The organism is Micromonospora sp. NPDC048830 (assembly GCF_043198215.1).
Lineage (GTDB): Bacteria > Actinomycetota > Actinomycetes > Mycobacteriales > Micromonosporaceae > Micromonospora.
Window position 1 is genome coordinate 55,596 of the sequence record NZ_JBICUP010000013.1, and the last position, 23,637, is coordinate 79,232.

General features: G+C 74.8%; 16 protein-coding genes. 6 read left to right on the forward strand and 10 right to left on the reverse strand.

Annotated features, from left to right (window positions below; translation table 11 throughout):
* Window positions 1-16: 16 nt before the first annotated feature.
* A complete protein-coding gene (locus ACGFIZ_RS13905; protein ID WP_393419113.1) occupies window positions 17-2,005 on the reverse strand; it encodes an acetoacetate--CoA ligase in 1,989 nt (662 codons plus the stop codon).
* Window positions 2,006-2,216: 211 nt separating this feature from the next.
* A complete protein-coding gene (locus ACGFIZ_RS13910) occupies window positions 2,217-2,741 on the reverse strand; it encodes an acyl-CoA thioesterase (protein ID WP_393419115.1) in 525 nt (174 codons plus the stop codon).
* Between the two features lie 23 nt (window positions 2,742-2,764).
* On the opposite strand from ACGFIZ_RS13910, the gene ACGFIZ_RS13915 reads away from it, so the two are divergent.
* Entirely contained in the window at window positions 2,765-3,430 is a 666-nt protein-coding gene (locus tag ACGFIZ_RS13915) for a hypothetical protein (protein ID WP_393419117.1), read from the forward strand.
* Window positions 3,431-3,482: 52 nt separating this feature from the next.
* On the opposite strand, the gene ACGFIZ_RS13920 is transcribed toward ACGFIZ_RS13915, so the two are convergent.
* Window positions 3,483-4,646, reverse strand: a complete 1,164-nt coding sequence (locus ACGFIZ_RS13920) for an acyl-CoA dehydrogenase family protein (protein WP_393419119.1) — start codon at window positions 4,644-4,646, stop codon at window positions 3,483-3,485.
* 250 nt (window positions 4,647-4,896) lie between these two features.
* Here ACGFIZ_RS13920 and ACGFIZ_RS13925 point away from each other — a divergent pair, with 250 nt between their 5' ends.
* Together ACGFIZ_RS13925 and ACGFIZ_RS13930 are read left to right on the forward strand one after the other, a co-directional pair.
* Window positions 4,897-6,324 carry a UDP-glucose dehydrogenase family protein gene (locus ACGFIZ_RS13925; protein WP_393419121.1) on the forward strand — a complete coding sequence of 476 codons (1,428 nt, stop codon included), beginning with the start codon at window positions 4,897-4,899 and terminating at the stop codon, window positions 6,322-6,324.
* Window positions 6,325-6,512: 188 nt separating this feature from the next.
* Window positions 6,513-11,444 (forward strand): SCO7613 C-terminal domain-containing membrane protein, encoded by a 4,932-nt coding sequence (locus tag ACGFIZ_RS13930; RefSeq protein WP_393419123.1) that lies wholly within the window; start codon window positions 6,513-6,515, stop codon window positions 11,442-11,444.
* A 9-nt stretch (window positions 11,445-11,453) separates the two neighbouring features.
* Here the strand turns inward: ACGFIZ_RS13930 and purE are convergent, their stop codons facing one another.
* From purE to mca, 6 genes are all read right to left on the reverse strand, one after another.
* Entirely contained in the window at window positions 11,454-11,945 is a 492-nt protein-coding gene (gene purE, locus ACGFIZ_RS13935) for a 5-(carboxyamino)imidazole ribonucleotide mutase (protein WP_347665848.1), read from the reverse strand.
* Complete coding sequence (locus ACGFIZ_RS13940) at window positions 11,942-13,102, reverse strand: 5-(carboxyamino)imidazole ribonucleotide synthase (RefSeq protein ID WP_393419125.1); 1,161 nt, start codon at window positions 13,100-13,102, stop codon at window positions 11,942-11,944. The genes purE and ACGFIZ_RS13940 overlap by 4 nt, the downstream gene beginning before the upstream one ends.
* 507 nt (window positions 13,103-13,609) lie before the next feature.
* Window positions 13,610-15,673, reverse strand: coding sequence for a thioredoxin domain-containing protein (locus ACGFIZ_RS13945; protein WP_393419127.1), 2,064 nt, complete (start codon window positions 15,671-15,673; stop codon window positions 13,610-13,612).
* A 53-nt stretch (window positions 15,674-15,726) separates the two neighbouring features.
* Window positions 15,727-18,213 carry a putative bifunctional diguanylate cyclase/phosphodiesterase gene (locus ACGFIZ_RS13950; protein WP_393419268.1) on the reverse strand — a complete coding sequence of 829 codons (2,487 nt, stop codon included), beginning with the start codon at window positions 18,211-18,213 and terminating at the stop codon, window positions 15,727-15,729.
* Between the two features lie 219 nt (window positions 18,214-18,432).
* Window positions 18,433-18,726: a hypothetical protein gene (locus ACGFIZ_RS13955; protein WP_393419129.1), complete on the reverse strand. Its 294-nt coding sequence runs from the start codon at window positions 18,724-18,726 to the stop codon at window positions 18,433-18,435.
* A gap of 48 nt (window positions 18,727-18,774) precedes the next feature.
* On the reverse strand, window positions 18,775-19,656 hold the full coding sequence (gene mca / locus ACGFIZ_RS13960; RefSeq protein WP_393419131.1) for a mycothiol conjugate amidase Mca: 882 nt from the start codon (window positions 19,654-19,656) through the stop codon (window positions 18,775-18,777).
* A 207-nt stretch (window positions 19,657-19,863) separates the two neighbouring features.
* Between mca and ACGFIZ_RS13965 the strand changes: the two genes are divergently transcribed.
* From ACGFIZ_RS13965 to ACGFIZ_RS13975, 3 genes are all read left to right on the forward strand, one after another.
* Window positions 19,864-20,298 (forward strand): DUF4307 domain-containing protein, encoded by a 435-nt coding sequence (locus ACGFIZ_RS13965; RefSeq protein ID WP_393419133.1) that lies wholly within the window; start codon window positions 19,864-19,866, stop codon window positions 20,296-20,298.
* Window positions 20,299-20,444: 146 nt separating this feature from the next.
* A complete protein-coding gene (gene greA, locus ACGFIZ_RS13970) occupies window positions 20,445-20,945 on the forward strand; it encodes a transcription elongation factor GreA (protein ID WP_347665857.1) in 501 nt (166 codons plus the stop codon).
* 97 nt (window positions 20,946-21,042) lie between these two features.
* Window positions 21,043-22,407 (forward strand): acyltransferase family protein, encoded by a 1,365-nt coding sequence (locus tag ACGFIZ_RS13975; RefSeq protein WP_393419135.1) that lies wholly within the window; start codon window positions 21,043-21,045, stop codon window positions 22,405-22,407.
* Here ACGFIZ_RS13975 and ilvA read toward each other — a convergent pair.
* Window positions 22,380-23,600, reverse strand: coding sequence for a threonine ammonia-lyase (ilvA, locus tag ACGFIZ_RS13980; protein WP_393419137.1), 1,221 nt, complete (start codon window positions 23,598-23,600; stop codon window positions 22,380-22,382). The genes ACGFIZ_RS13975 and ilvA overlap by 28 nt on opposite strands.
* Window positions 23,601-23,637 lie beyond the last annotated feature (37 nt).

Below are 23,637 nucleotides of genomic sequence, written 5' to 3' on the forward strand. Positions count from 1 at the left end.
GGCGGTCAGGGCGGGGTCAGGCCGGGGTTGGGTCGGCCGTGGGGGTGCGGCGCTGGGCGAAGGCGGCGAAGGCGGTCAGGGACTCGGGGTTGGCCAGGGCGCCCTTGGCCGCCGCGTCGTCGACCGGAGTGCCGGTGAGGATCTTCTTCACGGGCACCTCCAGCTTCTTGGCCGACAGGGTGCGCGGCACGGCGCGGACCTGGTGGATCTCGTCGGGTACGTGCCGGGGCGACAGCGCTGTACGCAGCTCCCGGCAGATCTTCGCGCGCAGCGCGTCGTCCAGCTCCAGGCCCTCGGCGAGCACCACGAACAGCAGCAGCTCGCCCGCGCCGCCCTCGGCGTCCTCCAGGTGCACCACGACGGAGTCGACGACCTCGTCCAGGCCCTCCACCACGGAGTAGAACTCGGCCGTGCCGAGCCGGACCCCGCCGCGGTTCAGGGTGGCGTCGGAGCGGCCGGTGATCACGCAGCCGCCCCGGGAGTTGATCGTGATCCAGTCGCCGTGCCGCCAGACGCCCGGGTAGAGGTCGAAGTACGCCTCCCGGTAGCGCACGCCGTCCGGGTCGTTCCAGAAGCCGACCGGCATGCTCGGCATGGGCGCGGTGATCACCAGCTCGCCGAGCTCGCCGACGACGGGGGTGCCGTCGGCGGAACGGGCCTCCACCTTCGCGCCGAGCGCCCGGCAGGTGATCTCCCCGGCGTGCACCGGCAGCAGCGGCACGCCGCCCACGAACCCGGTGCAGACGTCCGTGCCGCCGGAGAGCGACTGGAGCTGCACGTGGTCGCCGACGGTCTCGTACACCCAGGTGAAGCCCTCGGCGGGCAGTGGCGCGCCCGTCGAGCCGACCCCGCGCAGCGCGGACAGGTCGGCGATCTCGCTGGGCACCAGGCCCGCCTTGCGGCAGGCCAGCAGGAACGGCGCGGAGGTGCCGAGGTACGTGGTGCCGGTCTCCTCGGCCAGCCGCCACAACGCGCCCAGGTCGGGGTGGCCCGGGTTGCCGTCGAAGAGCACGATCGCCGCGCCGACCGCCGGCCCGGAGACCAGGAAGTTCCACATCATCCAGCCGGTGGTGGTGAACCAGAAGAACCGGTCGCCGGGGCCGAGGTCGTGGTGCAGGGCGAGCATCTTCAGGTGCTCCAGCAGGATGCCCCCGTGGCCGTGCACGATCGGCTTGGGCAGCCCGGTGGTCCCGGAGGAGTACAGCACGTAGAGCGGGTGGTCGAACGGCACCGGCGCGAACGTCAGCGGCTCGTCGGTCTCGGCGGCCAGCTCGGCCCAGCCGATGGCATCCTGGGGCGCGGCGCCTTCCGGGTCGAGGTACGCGATGCCGACGGTGTGCTCCAGCGACGGCAGGGCGGCACGGATGGCGGCCACCTCGCCGCGGCGGTCCACCGGCTTGTCGCCGTACCGGTAGCCGTCGACGGCCACCAGGACCTTCGGCTCGATCTGCCGCCACCGGTCGGTGACACTGCGGGTGCCGAACTCCGGGGCGCAGGAGGAGAAGATCGCCCCGAGGCTGGCGGTGGCCAGCAGCAGCACGTACGTCTCCGGGATGTTCGGCGCGTACGCGGCGACCCGGTCGCCGGGGCCGACGCCCAGCCGGCGCAGCCCGGCGGCCACCCGGCGGACCCGCTCGCGCAGCTGCGCCGCGGTCAGTGTCTCGGGCGCGCGGGTCTGGCCGTGGGCGATCACCACCGGGTCGTCGTCGCCCAGCCCCGGCATCCGCAGCACGTTCTCGGCGTAGTTGAGGGTGGCCCCGGGGAACCACCGGGTGCCCGGCATGGCCGGGTCGGTCAGCGTGGCCGTCGGCGGGGTGTGCGCGACGACGTCGAACCAGTCCCAGACCGACCGCCAGAACGCGTCGAGGTCGGTGACCGACCAGCGCCACAGCGCGTCGTAGTCGGGGAAGTTTAGCCCGCGGTGCTCGCCCAGCCAGCGCAGGTAGTCACCGATCCGGGACCGCTCCCGTACGTCCGCCGGCGGCGTCCACAGCACGTCACCCACTGATCCACCCTCCCTGTGGCCCCGCACGGCACTGTGAAATCGGGCCGCGGCGCCATCTTGCCCTATCTCGCAGCGCCATTCTCCGCACCAGGTACCGGCGTCGGGGCGTGCCCGCCCCACACCCCGCGCCCCCTGCCTGTGTGGGACGCCCGGCGTCGGGCCCCCGTTCGTCCCCGCGACGATGAGCTCGCGGCGGGCGCGGGCCGGGGCGTCAGACGGGGCCCGCGCGATGGGCCTGGATCGCCCGGCGGCGCGCCAGCCGGTGGGCGCGGCGGATCTCCGCCTCCCGGAAGCGGCGCTCGTCCTCCGGCGTCTCGGGCAGCACCGGGCGCACCGGGCGCGGCGCGCCGCCGACGTCCACCCCCACGAAGACCAGGTACGCCGTGGCCACCCGGACCGGCTCGTCCTCGGCCGAGTCCCAGCGCTCGGCCACCACCCGGACGCCGACCTCCATCGAGGTGTGCCCGGTCCAGTTGACCTGGGCGTGCGCGTGCACCAGGTCGCCGACCCGGACCGCCTCGGAGAAGACGATCTCGTCGATCGCGGCGGTCACCGCGGTGCCGCCGCTGTGCCGGGCCGCCGCCGCGCCCGCCACGTCGTCGACGAACTTCATCAACACCCCTCCGTGCACGGTCCCGTACAGGTTGACGTCGACGGCGGTCATGATCCGGCTGAGCGTCACCCGGGAGTACGACGTGGGCTTGCCTGTCGGGGGTGAGGAGGGGTGATCTGTCATGCCGGAAACGGTACGGTGCGCGGATGCGACATCTCTGGAGCTTCCTCGCCGGGTTGGTGGTGGCGCCCGTCACCTGGGTGCTGCTCACCCTCGGTCAGGACGGGTCGGCGCGCACGATCACCCGCTGGGTGGAGATCGGCACGTTCAACACGGCCAACCTGATCGAGCCGGCCGTCTACCTGGCCGTCGCGGGCATCCTGCTCGGCCTGCTCGGCACCCTGCGTGTCTCGCCGCTCGGCCCGCTGGCCGCCGGGCTGCTGCTGGTCGCCCCGTACGTCGGGATGTTCGTCGCACCGTTCACGGTGCGTGACCGGATCCCGGAGGACTGGAAGGTCCTGGGCGACCCGCTGCCGTTGGCCCTGCCGGTGCAGAACGGCACCCTCTTCCTGATCGGCGCGCTGCTGCTGATGGCGACGTTCAGCCGGCAGCGCTGGCGGCGCTGGCCCGGCCCGGCGGCCGAGCCCGCGCCGGTGCCGGCGGACCGGCCGGACGACATCGGCCTGCCGCTCTCCGACTGGCCGCCGGCCGGTGGCGGCTCGGACCGGGACACCGCCCCGCTCACCCTCGGCTACCCGGACCCGACCCCGACCGAGCCGCTGCCCCGCCGTACGGGTGGGGAGTCGCCGTGGTCCCAGCCGCCGCGTCCGCCGGGCCGGTCGGACGACGCGACCACCACCGAGATCAAGTGAGCGACGGCGGGCGGGCCGGCCTCCGACCCGCCCGCCGTTCGGCGGGTCTTCGTCAGCCGTGCAGCAGCTGGCGGGCCATCACGATGCGCTGGACCTGGTTGGTGCCCTCGTAGATCTGGGTGATCTTGGCGTCCCGCATCATCCGCTCGACCGGGTAGTCCTTGGTGTAGCCGTAGCCACCGAGCAACTGCACCGCGTCCGTGGTGATCTCCATGGCCGCGTCGGAGGCGAAGCACTTGGCCGCGGCGCCGAAGTACGTCAGGTCGGCGTCGCCCCGCTCCGACTTGCCGGCGGCGGCGTACGTGAGCTGCCGCGCCGCCTCCAGCTTCATGCCCATGTCGGCGAGCATGAACTGGACGCCCTGGAACTCGGCCACGGGCCTGCCGAACTGCCGGCGCTCCCGGACGTACCCCCTGGCGTAGTCGAGCGCGCCCTGGGCGACGCCGACGGCCTGCGCGGCGATGGTGACCCGGGTGTGGTCCAGGGTCCGCATCGCGGTCGCGAAACCGGTCCCCTCGGCGCCGATCATCCGGTCCGCCGGGATCCGGACGTTGTCGAGGTAGACCTCGCGGGTCGGCGAGCCCTTGATACCGAGCTTCTTCTCCGGGGCGCCGAAGCTGACACCCGGGTCGGACTTCTCGACCACGAACGCCGAGATGCCCCTGGACCGGGCTGTGGGGTCCGTCACGGCGAAGACGGTGTAGTACTCCGAGACACCCGCGTTGGTGATCCACCGCTTGACGCCGTTGAGCACCCAGTGATCGCCGTCACGGACCGCCCGGGTGGTCATCGAGGCGGCGTCGCTGCCCGCCTCCGGCTCCGACAGGCAGTACGAGAACATCGCGTCGCCGCTGGCGACCGGGGTCAGGTAGCGGCGCTTGAGCTCCTCGGAGCCGGCCAGCAGCAGCGGCATGGTGCCGAGCTTGTTGACCGCCGGGATCAGCGAGGACGCGGTGCAGGCCCGGGCCACCTCCTCGATCACGATGGCCGTGGCCAGGGCGTCCGCCCCGGCGCCGCCGTACTCGACGGGGATGTGCGGGGCGTGGAAGTCGGCCGACCGCAGCGCGTCGTACGACGACTTCGGGAACTCACCGGTCTCGTCCGCCTCGGCGGCGTGCGGGGCCACCTTCGCCGCACAGACCTCACGGACCGCCTCCCGGACCGCCTCGTGCTCCTCGGGTAACCGATAGACGTCGAACGGCTGTTCTGCCGCCATGTCGGCCCCTCCCCTTCACCGCTATCATGCGCAGTCTGGAGCGTCTCGGAACCGCCGGCCGCGCAGACCTGAAGGATAGCGACCATGGCTCAGGAGATCCTTACCGGCGCGTAGGCTCGGCATGATAAGGGCGGCGGCACGGTTCGACGCCCGCAAGCGACAGAATTCCCCTTCGGTGCCCGGCCCGGCCCGGCGCCGCGGCCGAACGCGACGCAACGGAGCGCCGCCAACGCGAGCGGAGAAGACAGGCGTGACGATCCCGTACCCGAACACCCAACCGATGCCGGCCATCGCCGCGGTCACGCCGCCCTCGGGCGCGGCCCGACCCCGGGTCACCTTCCTCGGCACCGGCTACCTCGGTGCGACGTACGCCATCTGCTACGCCGAGCTGGGCTACGAGGTGCTCGGCTTCGACGTCGACGCGGACAAGATCGCCAAGCTGAACGCCGGCGAGGTCCCGATCCACGAGCCCGGCCTGGACGAGCTGCTGCGGCGCAACCTGACGGCCGGCCGGCTGCGCTTCAGCACCGACATCGCCGAGGTCGCCGAGTTCGGCGACGTGCACTTCATCTGCGTCGGCACCCCCCAGCGAGCCGACGGGATGGGCGCCGACCTGTCGTACGTCGAGGCGGCGGTGACCAGCCTCGCCCAGCACCTGACCCGCAAGTGCCTGATCGTCGGGAAGTCCACCGTCCCGGTCGGCACCGCCGAGTGGGTGGAGCAGCTCGTCAGCAAGCACAGTCCGACCGACCTGGGCGTGGAGGTGGCCTGGAGCCCCGAGTTCCTCCAGGAGGGCTTCGCGGTCGACGACGTGCTGCGCCCCAACCGGATCGTGGTCGGCGTCAAGAGCGAGTGGGCCAACGGCATGCTCTACGCCGCCCACAAGGGCGTCTTCGACCTCGCCGCCACCGAGGACCGCGAGGTTCCGCTGGTGGTCACCGACTTCGCCACCGCCGAGCTGGTCAAGGTGGCCGCGAACGCCTTCCTGGCCACCAAGATCTCCTTCATCAACGCCATGGCCGAGGTCTGCGAGGCCGCCGGCGGCGACGTCACCCAGCTGGCCCGGGCCATCGGGTACGACCCCCGTATCGGCAACCGGTTCCTCCAGGCCGGCCTCGGCTTCGGTGGCGCCTGCCTGCCCAAGGACATCCGCGCCTTCCAGGCCCGGGCGCAGGAACTGGGCGCGGGCGAGGCGCTGCGCTTCCTGCACGAGGTCGACCTGATCAACCAGCGCCGCCGGGCCCGGGTCGTCCAGCTCGCCGCCGAACTCCTCGGCCGCCGCTCCGGGCCGGCGGGGCCGGACCTCTCCGGCACCCGGATCGCCGTGCTCGGCGCCACCTTCAAACCCAACACCGACGACGTACGCGACGCCCCGGCGCTCGCCGTCGCCGGGCTGCTCGGCAAGGCCGGCGCGGACGTGCACGTGTTCGACCCGGAGGGCACCGAGAACGCCCGCCGGGTGGCCCCCGAGCTGACGTACGAGCTCAGCATGGCCGACGCGGTGACCGGCGCCGACCTGGTCTGCGTGCTCACCGAGTGGGCGGACTTCCGCAACGCCGACCCGGTCGCCCTCGGCGAGCTGGTCGCCGGCCGCCGGGTGGTCGACGGCCGCAACTGCCTCGACTCCACACTGTGGACGCAGGCGGGCTGGGAGTACCGGGGCATGGGACGTCCCTGACCCTGGTCGACACCGGCGCGGCCGGTCGCGGAGCTCCTCCGCGGCCGGCCGCGCGCCCTTTTCGGGACCGCCGCGCGCCGCCGGGCTGCTTTTCGTTCCCGCCGAACCGCCGACAGGTGTCGAAATCCGCGCCGGCTCACGGCATGCTGCGACAGTGGAAGTCCACAGTGCGCGGGTGGAGGGGTGTCGTGCAGAGCTTTGAGTGCTCCTCGTGCGGGCGGGAGATCAAGCCGGCCGCGCGCTGCCCGCACTGCGGGGCGGAGCAGCCCGAGTGGGCCGCGCACGTGGCGGACATCGAGCGCTCGATCGCGGAGATGAAGGCCCGCGAGGCGGCCATCCTCGCCGAGCAGCGGCAGATCGCCGCCAAGATGCAGGCCGCGCTCTTCCAGCGGGACATCCTGACGCACGCGGGTGAGGAGCGGGCCCGGCAGGCCGCCCGTCCCCGTCGCGTGCTGCGCCGCCGGCCGTCGGACGCCACGGCCGGCGAGCCGCCCCGGGTGCCCCGGCAGGGCACCCCGGCGTCCGGGCCGGGGGAGCCGCCCGAGCACCCGCCGTCGACACCCCGCTGGCTGGACGCCGACAACCCGGAGCACCCGCCGGAGGCGTCCTCCCGGGAGGTGCAGAACATCCCCCTCGGGCTGGGTGCGCTGCTGCTCGGTGTGGCCGCGGTGGTGTTCGCCGCGGTGGCCACCAGCTCGATGGACGCCCTGACCCGGCTGGGCATCCTGCTCGTCGCGACCGTGCTGCTGCTGCTCGCCCCGCCCGTGCTGGCCCGCCGCGGGCTGACCTCGACCGCCGAGACGGTCTCCGCCGTCGGCCTGCTGCTGGTGCCGCTGGCCGGGTACGCACTGTGGGCCGTGGAGCGGATCGGCGCGGGCGTCTCCGGGGCCGTCTTCGCCGGGATCATCTTCGCGGCCACCGCCGCCGTCGGGTACGGCTACGCCCTCTGGACGGGGCTGCGGGCGCCCCGGTTCGCCGTGGTGCTGGCCGCGCAGCCGGTGCTGCCCCTGCTGGCGTACGACCTGGTCACCGGCCCGGCCGGCTGGGCGCTGGTGCTGGCCGTGGTCGCCGTGGTCGACCTGGGGCTGGCCCGCTCCCCGGTGACCGTGGAGCGGCCGGTGCGCCGGGACCTGCCGGCCACCCCGCCGGCGACCGCCCCGCCGCCCCGCCGCCCCGCCGAGGACGACCAGCCCGCCGAGGACGACCGCCCCGCCGGGACCGGCCGTCCCGAGGGCGCGCCGGAGGAGTCCGGCGAGGTGCTGGGCCCCGCCGGCGAGGAGCCGGCCGGCGGCCGGGCGGCCCGGCCGGTGCCGGCGCTGCGGGAGCTGACCTGGCTGCTGCACGGGGCGGCGGTGGCGCTGGCCCTCGCGTACGCGGTGACCGCGCTGCTGCGCGCCGACACGGTGCCGGCCGCCGCCGCAGCCGGCACCGTGCTGCTGCTCGCCGCGCTGGTGGGGCTGGCCGGCGCGCTCGTGCTGCGTCGGCCGCCGCTGCCCGACGTGGCGGCCGGCATCGTCACCCTCGCGGTGATCGGTGCGCTGGATCGCGTCGCCTCGGTGGCCTTCCCCGGCCGGGCGCTGCTGCTGATCGCGGCCGTCATCACGCTCACCGGGCTGGCTGTACGGGCCGTGCCGGAGGCAGCCCGGCGCGGGCCGCAGCTCGCCTCGGCGGCGGCGTTGACGGTCGCCGGGCTGGTCGTGGCCGGCGGCGCGCTGCGCGCCGGGATCGCCCCGGTCCGGGCCGCCACGCCGGCCTGGTCGGCGGACCTCGACCGGTACCCGGCCGTGCTGGCCGACGCGGTCGGCCCGGCCGCCTGGCAGCTCGCCGCCAGCGCCCTGCTGCTCGCCGTCGCCGCGGTGCTCGCCCTCCCGCCGGAGATCCGCCGCGAGTTCGCGGTGGCCGGGGCGGCGCTCACCGCGCTCGCCGTCCCCGCGTCGTTCGGCCTGGGTTGGGCGGTGGCGCCGTGGCCGATGGTGCTGACCGCGATCGGCATCGGGGTGGCCGGCCTCACCGCGCCGACGGTGCGGGCGGCCACCGCGCACGCGGTGGCCGCCGCCGTGGTGGGACTGCTCGGCGCGGGCGCCGGGCTCGCCCGGCCGGCGCTGACCGCCGCCGTGCTGCTCGCCCTCTTCGTGGCCGGCGCGTTGATCGCGGTGGCCCCCCGGGTCCGGATCATGCCGGCCGCGGCGGAGGTCGTCTCCTCGTGGGCGGCCGGCGGAGCCGCGTTCGCGCTGCCCGGCTCGGTCGCCGCGTTCGTCGCCGCGACGGTGCCGGCCGGTCCGGCACCGACCCCGGCGAGCCTGCGCGAGGTCACCGTGCCGGTGCTGGCCGCGACGTTCCTGGCGGTCTGCGTCACCCTGGGGTACGCCGCGCTGGTGCAGGTCTCGCAGCGGCACATCCCGGTGCCGCTGGCGGTGGGCACCGGGCTCGGCGCGCTGGTGGTGACCGCCGCCGCGTTCGGCGCGCCGGGGGCCACCGTCGCGGACGCCTGGGTGGGCGCGCTGTTGCTCGTGGCGGGCGTGCTGCTGTTCCTGGCCCCGTCGATCGACGCGGGACGCCGCTCCGACCTGGCGCTGGACGGCTCCGACCTGGCCGCCGCCGCGGTCACCGCGGCGCTGATCGCCACCCTGCTCCGGATCGCGGCGGTACTCGCCCCCGGCGGGCAGCTCGTGGTGGCCGCCGCCCTGGTGGCGGTGGTCGCCGTCGCCGCCCGCGCGCTGCCCGAGGAGTGGCGGCGCGGGCCGATCCTCGGGCTGGTCGTCGGCGGCACCCTGATCGGCCTGCTGGCCGGGTGGAGCGCGCTGCGCGGCGGTTGGGGCGTGCTGGCCACGCCGGGCCCCATCTGGGCCGGCGACCTGACCGGCTGGCCGGCCGCGCCGACCGGCGGGTCCGCCTGGCAGGCGCCGGTCGCCCTGGCCCTGCTGGGCATCGCCGCCGGGGTGCTCCTGCCGGACCCCTGGCGGTACCACGTGTCCGGCGTCGCCGCCGTCCTCGCCACGATCGGCGCGCCCGCCGCCTTCGACCTTCCGTGGTGGTCGCCGGTGCTGGTCGGGGCGGCCGTCGCCACGGTCTTCGGAGTCGCGGCCGCGGCCTCGGTCGACCCGCGCGCCGGGCTGTCCCGGGTCACCGTGGCCGGGGCCGTCGCCCTGCACGCGGCCGGCGCCGGGCTGGTCCGCCCATGGACGACGGCGCTGGCGCTGGGCAGCGTCGTGCTCATCGGCGCGACCGTGGCGGCCCTGGCCCGGGTGTCCGGCGCGCGGATGGTGGAAGACGTCGAGGCCGACGGGCTGCCGCCGCACCTGGCGCAGATCGGCGGCATCGCCGCCGGGGCGGCGCTGCTGGCCCTGCCCGGTGCGGTGGCCGCCCTGGCCGTCGAGTTCGGCCGGTCGCCCCAGGTGGTGCTGACCGCCGCGTTGGCCGCGTCCAGTCTCGGCCTCGCCGCGATCGCCGCGGTCCGCCGGCAGGTACCGCAGTATCTGCCGTACGCCAGCGCGGCCGTGGTGGGCGGCGCGACGGTGAGCGCGGTCGCCGCCATCGTCGTGGGCCTGCCCTCCGGGGTGTACGCGGCCGCCGCCGCGCTGCTCGGGGTCCTCGCCGAGCTGATCCGCGGCGCCACCGTGCCGCCCAGCGGGGCGGCGCAGCCGGTGCGCCGGTGGTCGATCCTGCTCGACGGGGCCCTGCGCCGGCTGCCCGACGACGGCACGGCGCGGCGCTGGCGGGTCAGCCCGGCGGCCGGAGCGATGGCCGCCGCCGCCGTGCCGACGGCCCTGGCCCTCGCCTCGCTCGCCCCCGCGCTGAAGGTGGCCCTCCTCGACCCGTACCGGTCGCTGAGCCGGGTCTGGGACGGGCCGGCACCGGAGCTGCGCATCCCGTCCGCCGACGCGGTCGACCCCACGCACGTGTTGACGGCCCTGCTCCTCACGGTGACCGCGGCGCTCGCCGCGACCGGGTTCAGCGGCGGCCAGCGGTCCCGGGCCGTGCCGATCGTGCTGCCCGGCGCCGCGGTCACCCTGCTGATCACCCCCACCGCCCTCGGCCAGGGCTGGCCGGTGAGCGTGCTGGCCGCCCTGTCGGTGTTCACCATCTCGATGCTCGGCCTGGCGCTCACCCCGCCCCCGCCGCTGGCGGAGCGGGCCCAGTCGCTGCGCACCGCCCGGGTGTTGGTCTTCGTCATCGGGCTGGCCGGGGGCGGGGCCGGCCTGCTCGGCAGCCTCGCCACCCGGGAGCTGACCCTGTTCACCCTGGGCGGCGCGGTCGGCGTGGGCACGGTCGCCGCGCTGTACGGCACCACACAGCGGGCCCGCATCCTGGGGTGGCTCTTCGCCTCGCTGATGGCGCAGCTGTTCGTGCTGGTCGCCGCACTGGTGGCCGGGCTGGACGCCGTCTGGTCCGCGTTCGGGGTGCTGGCGGTGGGGGCGGCCCTGCAGGTCTTCGCGGCGACCCTGCCCCGGCTGCGCCGCCCCGAGGCACAGCGCGAGGCGGCCACGGTCGAGTGGAGCGGGTACGCCGCCGCGCTGATCGCCCTCGCGCTGGCCTTCGACTCGCCCCGGCACATCGCGGCGCTGCTCGCCGCCTGGGGCGCGGTGCTCGGGCTGGCCGCCACCCGCCCGGGCCGACGGCCCGTCGAGCGCCGCATCCTGTTCTGGGCCGTGGTGGGCTGCGAGATCGTCGCATGGTGGATCCTGATGCGGGTCGCCGACGTGGCGCTGCCCGAGGCGTACACGCTGCCGTTCGCGGCGCTGGCCCTGCTGGTCGGGGTGCTGGAGCTGCGGCACCGGCCGGACCTGTCGAGCTGGGTGGCGTACGGGCCGGCGCTGGTCGCCGCGTTCGTGCCGACCCTGGCGATCGTGCTGGCCACCGACACCAGCATGCTGCGGCAGGTGCTGCTGCTGCTCGGCGCGGTGGCGGTGCTCATCTTCGGCACCACCAGTCAGCAGCAGGCCCCGGTGATCGTCGGCGCGGCGGTGACCGCGATCACGGCCGTGCACGCCCTGTTCAGCCTCGGTCCGTGGCTGGCGCTGATCCCGGTCGGGCTGGTGCTGCTGGTGCTCGGCGCGAGCAACGAACGCCGCCGCCGGGCCCAGGAACGCCTCCAGACGGCCCTGCGCGGAATGAGGTGAAGAGGAGGGTCAGCCGAGGGAGGCGTGTAGGGCGGCTTCCTTCTCCGCGACCAGCTTCTCCAGGCTCTCCTGGTAAGCGACCATCCGGGCGCGCAGGTGCTCGTCGGCGGCGGCCAGGATACGCACGGCCAGCAGCCCGGCGTTGCGGGCGTTGCCGATCGACACCGTGGCCACCGGCACGCCGGCAGGCATCTGCACGATCGACAGCAGCGAGTCCATCCCGTCGAGGTGCTTCAGCGGCACCGGCACGCCGATCACCGGGAGCGGGGTGACCGAGGCGACCATGCCGGGCAGGTGGGCGGCGCCGCCGGCCCCCGCGATGATCACCTTGAGGCCGCGGTCGGCGGCCGTACGGCCGTACTCGATCATCTTGCCGGGCGTGCGGTGGGCCGAGACCACTCCGACCTCGTACGCGACCCCGAACTCGTCCAGCGCCTCGCCGGCGGCCTTCATCGTCGGCCAGTCGGAGTCGCTGCCCATGATCAGCCCGACCGTGGTCATGAACGTCCCTCCCGAAGCCAGCGGGCGGCCCGCGCGGCCCGCGCCCGTACGTCGTCCAGGTCGTCGCCCAGCACCGTCACGTGCCCGATCTTGCGGCCGGGGCGCACCTGCTTGCCGTACAGGTGGACCTTGGCGCCCGGCTCGGCCGCGAAGAGGTGGTGCAGCCGTTCGTCGATCGACATCCCGCCCGGCTCGCCGCCGAGCACGTTGGCCATGACCACCACCGGGGCGGCCAGCGAGGTGTCCCCCATCGGGTAGTCGAGCACCGCCCGCAGGTGCTGCTCGAACTGGGAGGTCCGGGCCCCCTCGATCGTCCAGTGCCCGGAGTTGTGCGGCCGCATGGCCAGCTCGTTCACGACCAGCCCGTCGGGGGTCTCGAAGAGTTCCACGGCGAGCAGACCCACCACGCCGAGGGCGGTGGCCAGGTCGATGGCGAGCTGCTGCGCGGCGACCGCCCGCTCCTCGGGCAGGCCGGGCGCCGGGGCGAGCACCTCGACGCAGATGCCCTCGACCTGCACGGTCTCGACGACCGGGTACGCCGCCACCTGACCGAACGGCGAACGGGCCACCTGCACCGCCAACTCGCGGCGCAACGCCACCCGCTCCTCGACGATCAGCCGGGTCCCCCCGGCGAGCAGGGTGGCGGCCAGCTCGGCGGCCTGAGCCGCGTCGGCGACCATCCAGACGCCCCGCCCGTCGTAGCCGCCCCGCGCCGCCTTGAGCACCACCGGCCAGCCGTGCGCCTCGCCGAAGGCGACCAGGTCGGCGGGCTCGGCGACGGGCCGCCACGCCGGATTCGGCGCGCCCAGCTCGCCGAGCCGCTCCCGCATGACCTGCTTGTCCTGGGCGTGCAGCAGCGCGTCGGCCGGCGGGAACAGCTTCACCCCCTCGGCGGCGAGCGTGCGGACGTGCTCGGTCGGCACGTGTTCGTGGTCGAACGTGACCACGTCACAGCCCTTGGCGAAGGTGCGCAGGGCGGCGAGGTCGGTGTGGTCGCCGTACTGGACGTCGGCGGCGACCAGGGCCGCACCGTCGTCCGGGGACTGCGCGAGCACACGCAGCGACTGACCGAGGGCGATCGCGGCCTGGTGGGTCATCCGGGCAAGCTGCCCGCCCCCCACCATGCCGACAACAGGCAGACCGGTTCGCGTATCCATCTCGGGACCAGCCTAGCCGCGGGTCCCGACCGACCTCGGTCGAGGTCAGCGTATCGGTGGCTGCGGTCACGGGGAGCCGCGTGCGCCCGGCTCCCGACGGGTTCGGCGCGCGCCGGCGCGGGGTGCCGGCACCTGGACGCCGGCCCTGTGGAGCTGCCCCGTCTGTGCGCCCGCAACGGTGGGGCCGTGCCCGTGTGCATGGTCGGGCCCTGTGTGTGTACCTGGGTCGTTCCGGACCACGTGCGTGGGTCCGGGCCCGCCTGCGTGGTCCGGGAACTGTCTGCGTAGTGCGGGACCCGGCTTGCATTGCTCCGGAACCCGCCTGCGTGGCCCGGGAGGAGCCGCGCGGCCCAGGAGGAGCCGCGCGGCCCAGGAGGAGCCGCGCGGTCCGGGTGCCGCGCATCCGTCCGCGGCCCCGGGGGCGGCACACGTCGGGAAGGATGTGCCCCGTTCCTGCGGGCAGCTCCACAGGGCGCCGAAGAGCCTGTGCTCGGCAGGCCCGCCTTCCTACAGTTGGGCGAGCAGGTCGTCGACCGTGGTGACCGGCTGCTGGCAGGCGAATCCGCGGCAGACGTACGCGGTCGGGCGGCCGTCGCGCATCGGGCGGTCGGCAAGCAGGGGCACCCCGGGCTGGTCGGGCCGGCCCGCGACCAGCACCGCGCCGGGCGGGGCGTGCCGGTACGCCGCGGCGACGAGCGGGTCACCGGCCGGGTTGTCGGTCACCACGGCGATCTCGTGCGGCCCGGCCAGCAGCGCCTCGCCGGTCGTGGCCGCGTACCCGGTGAACCGGGCGTGCCGGGCGACGATCGGCGCGACCGTGGCGAGGGCGGCCTCGGCGGCCTCCCGGTAGCGGGTCTCGCCACTCAACGCCGCGTACGTCACCAGCGCCGCGACGATGGCCGACCGGCCGGACGGGGTGGCGTTGTCGGTCGGGTCGGCCGGCCGGGTGACCAGTTGCTCCGCGTCGTCGGCGGTGTCGTAGAAGCCGCCGTCCGGGGCGGCGAACCGGGCCAGCGCGACGTCGAGGAGCTGGCCGGCCAGCTCCAGCCAGCGCCCCTCGCCGGTGAGCTGGTGCATCGCGCAGAACGCCTCGGCCACGCAGCCGTAGTCCTCCAGCACGCCGGCCGGCTCGCCCACCACACCGTCCCGGGAGACCCGGCGCAGCCGGCCGTCGACGACGTGCACCCGGGCAAGGTGCTCGGCGGCGTCACGCATGGCGCCGTCGGCGACGATGGTGACGCCCTCCAGCAGGTTCGCGTCCCCGTCCGCGCCGGCCGCGCCCCCGACGGAGGCATGGCCGGCCGCCCCGAGCGTCTCGACGAGGCGGACGAACTCCGCGATGGCGGTGATCGCCAGGCCGTTCCAGGCCGCCACGACCTTGTCGTCGCGGGCCGGCTGGGGCCGGGTGTCCCGGAGGGCCAGCAGCCGCCGTACGACGTCCTGCCAGCGGGCGCGCACCGCCGGGTCGGCGGCGTCGACGTCCCGGGCCAGCCGCAGCACGCTCGTGCCGTGCTCGAAGCTGCCGGACTCGGTCACGCCGAACAGGTCGGCCGCCCAGCGGCCGTCCTCCTCGCCCAGGGCCTCGACGAGCTGGGCCGGCGTCCAGACGTAGGTGAGCCCCTCGACGCCCTCGGTGTCCGCGTCGAGCGCGGAGGCGAAGCCCTCGCCGGGCCGGTGCAGCTCGTCGGCGAGGAACCGGGCCACGTCCCGGGCCACCCGCCTGGCCAGGGGGTCGCCGGTGAGCCGCCAGAGCTGGGTGTAGAACCGCAGCAGCAGGGCGTTGTCGTAGAGCATCTTCTCGAAGTGCGGCACCGTCCAGTGCGCGTCCACCGAGTACCGGGCGAAGCCGCCCGCGAGCTGGTCGTAGATGCCGCCCCGGGCCATCGCCTCGGCGGTGTGCCGGGCGATCTCCAGGCTCTCCGCCGAGCCGGTGCGCTGGTGGTGGCGCAGCAGGAAGAGCAGGTTCATGTGCGGCGGGAACTTCGGGGCCCCGCCGAAGCCGGCGTTCCTGTCGTCGTACTCCCCGGCGAGCTGGGCCGCCGCGGCGTCGAGCAGCTCGGCGGTGAGCGGGGCGGACGGCCCCCCGACCGCCTGCGCGCCGCCGATCGCCTCGACCACCGCGGCCCCCTGCCGCAGCACCGCCTCCCGCTGCTCCCGCCAGGCGGTGCCGACCGACCCCAGCAGCCGGACGAAGTTCGGCTTCGGGAAGTACGTGCCGCAGAAGAACGGGGTGCCGTCGGGGGTCGCGAAGACCGTCATCGGCCAGCCGCCCTGCCCGGTCATCGCCTGGGTGGCCGTCATGTAGACCGCGTCGACGTCGGGCCGTTCCTCCCGGTCCACCTTGATCGCCACGAAGCCCTCGTTGAGCAACGCGCCGACCGCCGCGTCCTCGAACGACTCGTGCGCCATCACGTGGCACCAGTGGCAGGCCGCGTAGCCGACCGAGATCATCACCGGCACGTCGCGCCGCTTCGCCTCGGCGAACGCCTCCTCGCACCACGGCCACCAGTCCACCGGGTTGTCGGCGTGCTGGAGCAGGTACGGGCTGGTGGCACTCGCGAGTCGGTTCACCCGACGACCATAACCACCCCGCGCCGGGCGCCGCCGGCCTCCCCGTGCCCCCGTCAGGAGGCGCCGTCGATGCGCAACGGGAAGACGTTGCCCTGGGCGGTGTCGAGCAGCGAGCCGAGCACCGCGCCGACCTTGTCTGCGGGCATCGGCTTGAAGAAGTGGTACCCCTGGGCGGCGGTGCAGCCCAGCTCGGCGAGGGCCAGCCGCTGTTCGGCGGTCTCCACGCCCTCGGCGACCACCCGCAGGCCCAGTTCGTGGGCGAGGCCGACGGTGGTCCGGACGATCGCCGCCGCCTCCGGCGACTCGGCCATCCGCATCACGAAGGAACGGTCGACCTTCAGCTCGTCCACCGCGATCCGGGTCAGGAACGCCAGCGAGGAGAAGCCGGTGCCGAAGTCGTCCACCGCGAGCTGCACGCCCATCGACCGGAGCGTGGCGAGCACCTCGTCGATGACCTCCAGCTCGCTCATCACCACGGTCTCGGTGATCTCCAGCACCAGCCGGTGCGGCGGGACCTGGTGCCGGCGCAGGGCGTCGCCGACCTCGGCGGGCAGCCTGGGGTCGAGCAGGCTGCGGGCCGAGACGTTCACCGAGATCGGCACGTCCAGCCCCGCCCGGCCCCACTCGGCCGCCACCGCGAGCGCCTTGTCCAGCACGTACCGGGTGAACGTGCCGAGCTGCTCGCTGTTCTCCACGGGGCGGATGAAGTCGCCCGGGCTGAGCCAGCCCCGGCGGGGGTGCCGCCAGCGGATCAGCGCCTCCACCCCGGTCGGCGCGCCGGTGGCCAGGTCCACCGCCGGCTGGAGGGCCAGCACGAGCTGATCGTCGGCCGCCAGCGCCTCCCGCAGCTCCGCCAGCAGCGCCAACTGGTCGGTGCTCGCGACGTCCTGCGAGCTGTCGTACGCGGCGACGCTGCTGCCGCCCTCCTTGGCCTGGTACATCGCGATGTCGGCCCGGCGCAGCAGCTCGGTCAGGTCGGCGGCTCCGGCGTCGGCGACGACCACCCCCACGGAGATCTCGACGGACATCCGCACCCCGGCCACCTCGGTGGGCGCGGCCAGGCGCTCGGTGATCTCCCGTGCCCGGCGCAGCGTGTACGTCGCCGGCGCGGTGCGACCGCCGACGACCGGGACCGCGGTGAGCAGCAGGGCGAACTCGTCGCCGCCGAGGCGGCCCAGCAGGTCCCCGGGGCGGGTCAGCGCGCTCAGCCGGTTGGCGGTGAGCCGGAGCAGCTGGTCCCCGGCGGCGTGCCCGAGGGTGTCGTTGACCTCCTTGAACTGGTTGATGTCGAGCAGCAGCAGCGCCACCGGGTGGTCGTGGGCGCGCTGCCGCAGGGCCTGGTCGCCCCTGCTGAGCAGGGCGGCCCGGTTGAGCAGGCCGGTGAGCGGGTCGTGCACCGCCTCGTACGACGACCTGGCGGTGACCAGCCGCAGCTCGCGGTGGGTGGCGGCGTCGTGCAGGGCGGCGGCGAGCGCGTCGGAGAACGCGGCCAGCGCGTCGCGCTCCCGGCCACACGGCGCCGCGCACGGGAAGCGCACCCGCAGCTCGCCCACCCGGGTCGCGCCGACGGTGAGCGGGCGGACCAGCTCCTGCTCCCCCGGCTCGGAGCGGGCGGGCGGGGCGATCTCCCGGTCCACCACCCGGCCAGCGCTGTCGCCCCGGTAACGCCGCCATCGGCCGTCGCCCCGGGCCACGTTCACGTCGACGAGCTCGGCGCCGAAGAGGGTCAGCGCGCCGGCCACCGCGGCGGTGGCGACGCCCCGCTCGTCGAGCTGGTTGAGCGCGGCGGTGGCGTCGGCGAAGGCCCGCCAGGCGCGCCGCTCCTCATCGGCCCGCAGCCGGTGCCGGTACGTCTGCTGGAGCAGCCAGAGCGCGGGCGGAAGCAGCAGCAGCCAGCGGGCGTCGATCTCCAGCAACGCCACCACGACCAGCCCGACGACCACGTTGCCGACGAACATCAGCAGCTTGCCGCGGAGCGTGGCGAGCAGCGGCGGGCCCATCGACACGCCGTGCCACAGCGCCACGGTGACACCGCCGAGCCAGGCGGAGCTCAGCAGGTACGTGACCGAGCCGGCCACCAGGGCGAGGGCGAGCCCGGGGGTGGGCGCCGCCAGCAGCGGCGCGCCGAGGGACGCGGCGACGGCCACGGCGAGGGCGGTGGCGGCGGTCAGCGAGGCGACGATCCGGGCGGTCTCCACCGGCGGGCGGCGGTCGGCCGCCAGGGACAGCGCCGTCCAGGCCAGCCCGGCGCCGAGCAGCACGGCGGCGGGGAGCCAGCCGGCGGGCACCAGGTGCAGACAGACGATGAGGGCCGCCTCGCCCCAGGTGACGCTGGCCATCCCGGAGCCGACGCGGAACCGGAGCCGAGCGAGGTGGGCCACCGCGAAGGCGGCGACGGCGATGCCGAACCGGGCGGCACCTGGAAGCGGATCGTCGGCCGGCAGCCGGGCCGGGATCGCCAGGCCGCCCGCGGCGGTCACCAACGCGGTCAGCACCAGGGCGGCGGTCAGCAGAAGCGCCCGGCGCGGGGTGCCGCGCACCCCGAGCCGGCCGGGCGTTTCGCCGGCCCCGCCGGAGGTCACCGACCGCTCCCGTCCGCCGGGCGTCGCGCGGCACGGTGGGCAGCCGTCGCTGACCCGGTCATCGGCGCCCCCTCCCGCGCACGGTTCGGGAACTTATCGCCCCCGGCGGAAGGCTAAGCCAAAGCTGGTGACCGCAACAGGGGGCAACGACCGGCTTCGGCGTGAATCATGCCCGGATCACCCGTTCCGCCGCTGCTGGCGGCCCTGCTCCCCGCTCCCGCGTGAGTCCTGCGTCTCCGTCCCGTCTGTCGGATCGACGACTGTGGCGTCGACCCGGTCCACGTCGGCGGGGGTCGCCTGCGCGGGGAAGCGGTCCGGCAGCCGGCGCAGCCGGGCGTTCATGTTGCGGATCAGCAGCACCGTGGCGGTGGCCAGGAGCACGATGAGGAAGAGGCCCATCGGGCCGGCCAGGCCACCCGTGCGGGTGTCACCGAAGTTGTTCTGTGCGAGCACCTGGGCAGCGGTCAGCATGGCGTTCCTCCGAAGTACGGCTGGTCACCAGGGTAGCCCCGCGCCCGATCAGCGGGCATGGGCCGTCTCGCGTACCCCGGCGAACAGGTCGGACTCGGGCAGCGGACTGTCGACCAGTGAGCGGACGAGTTGGAAATCCTCCGTCGGCCAGGCGCGCTGCTGGAGCTCCATGGGCACCTGGAACCAGAAGCCGTCCGGGTCGATCTGGGTGGCGTGGGCGCGCAGGGCGTCGTCGCGGACCGGGAAGTACTCCGCGCACTCGACCCGGGTGGTGATCCGGGGGCCCTTGTCCGGGCGCTCCTCCCAGCGCTCCAGCCACTGCTCGTACGGCGAGGCGATACCGGCGGCGAGGATGGCCTCGTGCAGCGCCAGGATCTTGCCCCGGGAGAAGCCGATGTCGTAGTAGAGCTTGAGCGGCTGCCAGGGCTCGCCCAGGTCGGGGTGGCGCTCCGGGTCACCGGCGGCCTCGAAGGCGGCGACGGTCACCTTGTGGGTCATGATGTGGTCGGGGTGCGGGTAGCCGCCCTCCTCGTCGTACGTGGTGATCACGTGCGGCCGGAACTTGCGGATCAGCCGCACCAGCGGGGCGGCGGCGACCTCGACGTCCTGGAGCGCGAAGCAGCCCTCGGGCAGCGGCGGCAGCGGGTCGCCCTCGGGCAGTCCGGAGTCGACGAAGCCGAGCCAGGCCTGCTCGACGCCGAGGATCGCGCGGGCTGCGTCCATCTCGGCGCGGCGGATCTCGCCGATGTTGGCCCAGACCTCCGGGCGGTCCATCTTCGGGTTGAGTACGCTGCCGCGCTCACCGCCGGTGCACGTCACGACCAGCACGTCCACCCCTTCGGCGACGTACTTCGCCATGGTCGCCGCACCCTTGCTCGACTCGTCGTCGGGATGCGCGTGGACGGCCATGAGCCGCAGCTGCTCTGCCACTTGTGGCGCTCCTCGTCTGTGCCCGACCGGCGCCGCCCCGTCGGCGGGCCGACCTGTCATCCTTGATCTGCCCGGCTCGACCGCTCTGGTCAGGCCCGATCTGGTCAGGGACGACCGGCGCTCGCTCAGGGCCGGCACCGGGCTGGGAAGATGGACCCTGCCATTCTTGCCGATACCGCAGACAACAACGCCAGGAGATACCCGCCGGTGAGCGAGACGCACGCCACACTTCCACCGGGCTCGCCGGTGTTCCCGCCCGGCCGGTACGGCCGCCGCCGGGAGCCGGGCCGCCGCCGTCCGGCGCTGGCCGCGCTGCTGGTCGCGGCCGTGGTGGCGACGCTCGGCGTGGCCTCGTACAGCCTGTACGACAAGTACGGCGACCCCGTCTACGACGCCCAGCTGATCAGCTACTCCGACATCACCGACTCGCAGGTGGTGGTCGATTTCCGGGTGACCGTGCCGGCGGGCGGGTCGGCCACCTGCGCGCTGCGGGCCCGTTCGCACGACGGCGCCGAGGTGGCGCGTCAGGAGGTGACCGTGACCGCCCGGCCGGGCGAGTCACAGGTCACCGCCCGGCACCGGCTGACCACCAGCGCCCGGCCGTTCGTCGGCGAGGTGGTGCGCTGCCGGCCGGCCGGCTGACGGGCCCGCCGGCACCGTGGATCCCGCCGGGCCGCGGCGCCCCGGCACCCGCCCTCGTGGTGATCGTCGACACCCGAGGGGTGCGGCGCACTGGTAACTTTGTAGTTCACTCGTCAGCCAGTTCCGCACGACCAAGGAGACCGCCTGTGTCCAATTCCGACAACGAGGCGTCCGCCACCTGGTTGTCCCAGGACGCGTACGACCGCCTCCAGGCAGAGCTCGACGAGCTGATCGCCAACCGGCCGGTCATCGCCGCCGAGATCAACGCCCGGCGCGAGGAGGGCGACCTGCGGGAGAACGGCGGCTACCACGCCGCCCGCGAGGAGCAGGGCAAGCAGGAGGGGCGGATCCTCTACCTGAAGGAGCTGCTGCGTACAGCCAAGGTCGGCGGGGCGCCGACCGCCGACACGGTCTCGCCCGGCATGGTCGTGACGATCTACTTCGACGACGACCCCGACGACACGGAGACCTTCCTGCTCGGCTCCCGCGAGATCGCGTCGACCACCGACCTGACCGTCTACAGCCCCGAGTCGGCGCTGGGGAAGTCGATCCTCGGCAGCCGCTCCGGGCAGACCGTCACCTACACCGCGCCGAGCGGCGCGGACATCAAGGTGACGGTGGTCGGATTCGAGCCGTTCACCGGCTGACCCCGCCCGGGTCCGCCCGCCGCGTCCGGCGCGTCCGCTTTCGGGCGCGTACGTCATGAAGTTTCCTTCCGGCGCGCTGCCGGCTATGGTGCCTCGGGTGCCCCTGCCTGCAGCGATGCCCGCGAAAACCTCTCCCGGACGGACGCGACGGGCGGGCCTGCGCCCGCCGACCCTGGCGGAACGGTTCTCCGCCCGGCACAACGCCCTCGGTGTGCTCCGGCTGGGACTGGCGTGCGCCGTCATCGTCGGCCACGCCCGTCCGCTGGGTGGATTCGACAAGGACCAGTTCGGCCACGAGTTGACGGCCGGCCAAACCAACATCGGCGCGCTCGCGGTCTACGGCTTCTTCGTGCTGTCCGGATTCCTGATCACCGGCAGCGGCCTGAGGTTCCGCCTCGGCCGGTACGCCTGGCACCGGTTCCTGCGGATCTTCCCCGGGCTGTGGGTGTGCCTGCTGGTGACGGCGTTCGTGATCGCGCCGCTGGTCGCCCTCTACGAACGGGGCAACCTCGACGGCTTCTGGCACCACCCGCAGGGCCCCGTGTCGTACGTCACCGCCAACCTGTTCCCCGCGTGGCAGCGGTCGACCATCTCGGGCCTGCTGTCCGAGACCCCGCTGGGCCAGGCGCTCGGCGGGCGTCCGACGTCGTTCGACACCTCGCTGTGGACCCTGCGGTACGAGCTGGCCTGCTACGCGCTGGTCGGCGCGCTGCTGGCCACCCGGGCGCTGCGCCGCGCGCCCCGGGCGGTGGTGCTGCTCGCCGCGCTCTGCTGGCTCGTCCTGCTGCGCGACACGCTGGGCGCGTCGACCCTGACCGCCGGCCTGCGCAACCGCGGCTCGCTGGGGCCGTTCCCGGTGATCGGGCAGTTCAGCGTGCACCAGTTGCTCTGTCTGGGCTTCCTGTTCCTGCTGGGCGCCTCCGCACGGCTGTACCGGCACCGCATCCCGATGCACGGCGCGCTGGCCGCCCTGGCCGGGGGCGTCCTGGCGGTCAGCCTGTGGCAGGGCGGCTTCTTCGTCCTCGGTCTGCCGGCGTACGCGTACCTGCTGTTCTACCTGGCGGTCGCGCTGCCCGGCCCGTTCCGGCGGATCGGCCGCGCCCGGGACTACTCGTACGGCATCTACATCTACGGCTGGCCGGTCCAGCAGGTCATCGCCCTGGTCGGCGGCGCACGGTACGGCCTGCCGGTGTACGTCCTGCTGTCGGTGCTGGGCACGCTGGCCCTGGCTGTCCCCTCCTGGCACCTGGTCGAGCAGCCGGCGATGCGCCTCAAGGACCGGCCCCTGCCGGCGGCGCTGCGGCGTGCCCGGCGGCCGGCGGCGCCGAGGCGGCTGGTCTGGTCCACGACGACGGTGCCGCTGCCGGCGTCGGCCCGCGAGCACGCGGCGCGCCGGGCAGCGCGACGGGAACTGGTTGGCAGCCCGGCCGCCGGTCACGCCTCGCCGGCGAAGACCACCTGATACCCGCTGGCCCGCAGCGAGCCGATCAGCGCGTCGGAGTGCTCGACCCCGCGGGTCTCCACCGACAGCGCCACCTCCACCTCGCCGAGGCGCAGGTGGGGGTGGGCGCGCTGGTGCTCCACGTCGACCACGTTCGCCCGGTGCTCGGCGATCTCCGCGAGCAGCGAGGCGAGCTGGCCGGGCCGGTCCGAGCAGCGCACGGTGAACCGCAGGTAGCGGCCGGCCGCCGCGAGCCCGTGCTCGATGACCCGCAGCATCAGCAGCGGGTCGATGTTGCCGCCGGAGAGCACCGCCACCGCCGGGGTCTCGACCCGCACGACGCCGGCCAGCAGCGCGGCCACGCCGACCGCCCCGGCCGGCTCCACCACCTGCTTGCCCCGCTCCAGCAGCACCAGCAGCGCCCGGGAGATGTCCTCCTCGGAGACGGTGACGACCTCGTCGACGAGCTTGCGCACGTGGACGAAGGTCAGCTCCCCGGGACGGCCGACCGCGATGCCGTCGGCGATCGTGCCGTACGCGGGAAGGCGCACCGGCTCGCCGGCGAGCAGCGAGGGCGGGTACGCCGCCGCGCCGGCCGCCTGCACGCCGATCACCCGGACGTCCGGGCGCAGCGCCTTCGCGGCGACGGCGATCCCGGAGACCAGGCCGCCCCCGCCCACCCCGGTGATGATCGTCTTGACGTCGGGGCACTGTTCGAGGATCTCCAGCGCCACGGTGCCCTGTCCGGCGATCACGTCCGGGTGGTCGAACGGGTGGATGAACACCGCGCCTGTCCGCTCGGCGAACGCCTGGGCCGCGACCAGCGACTCGTCGACGGTGTTGCCGACCAGCTCGACCCGGGCCCCGTACCCCTTGGTCGCGGCGACCTTGGGCAGCGGCGCGCCCAGCGGCATGAAGACGGTGGCCTGCGTGCCGACCAGCCCGGCGGCCAGCGCCACCCCCTGCGCGTGGTTGCCGGCGCTGGCGGCCACCACGCCGTGGGCGCGCTCCGCCGCCGACAGCCGGGAGATCCGCACATACGCGCCGCGCACCTTGTACGACCCCGCGCGCTGCACGTTCTCGCACTTGAGCCAGGCCGGCCCGCCGAGCACGGCGCTCAGCGGACGGGAGGGCTCCAGCGGGGTGGTGCGGGTGACGCCGGCGAGCAGTTCCCGCGCGGCCCGCACGTCGGCGAGACCGACCAGTTCCGTCATGCCCCGATCGTGCCACCCGCCGGTCCGGCAACCGGCG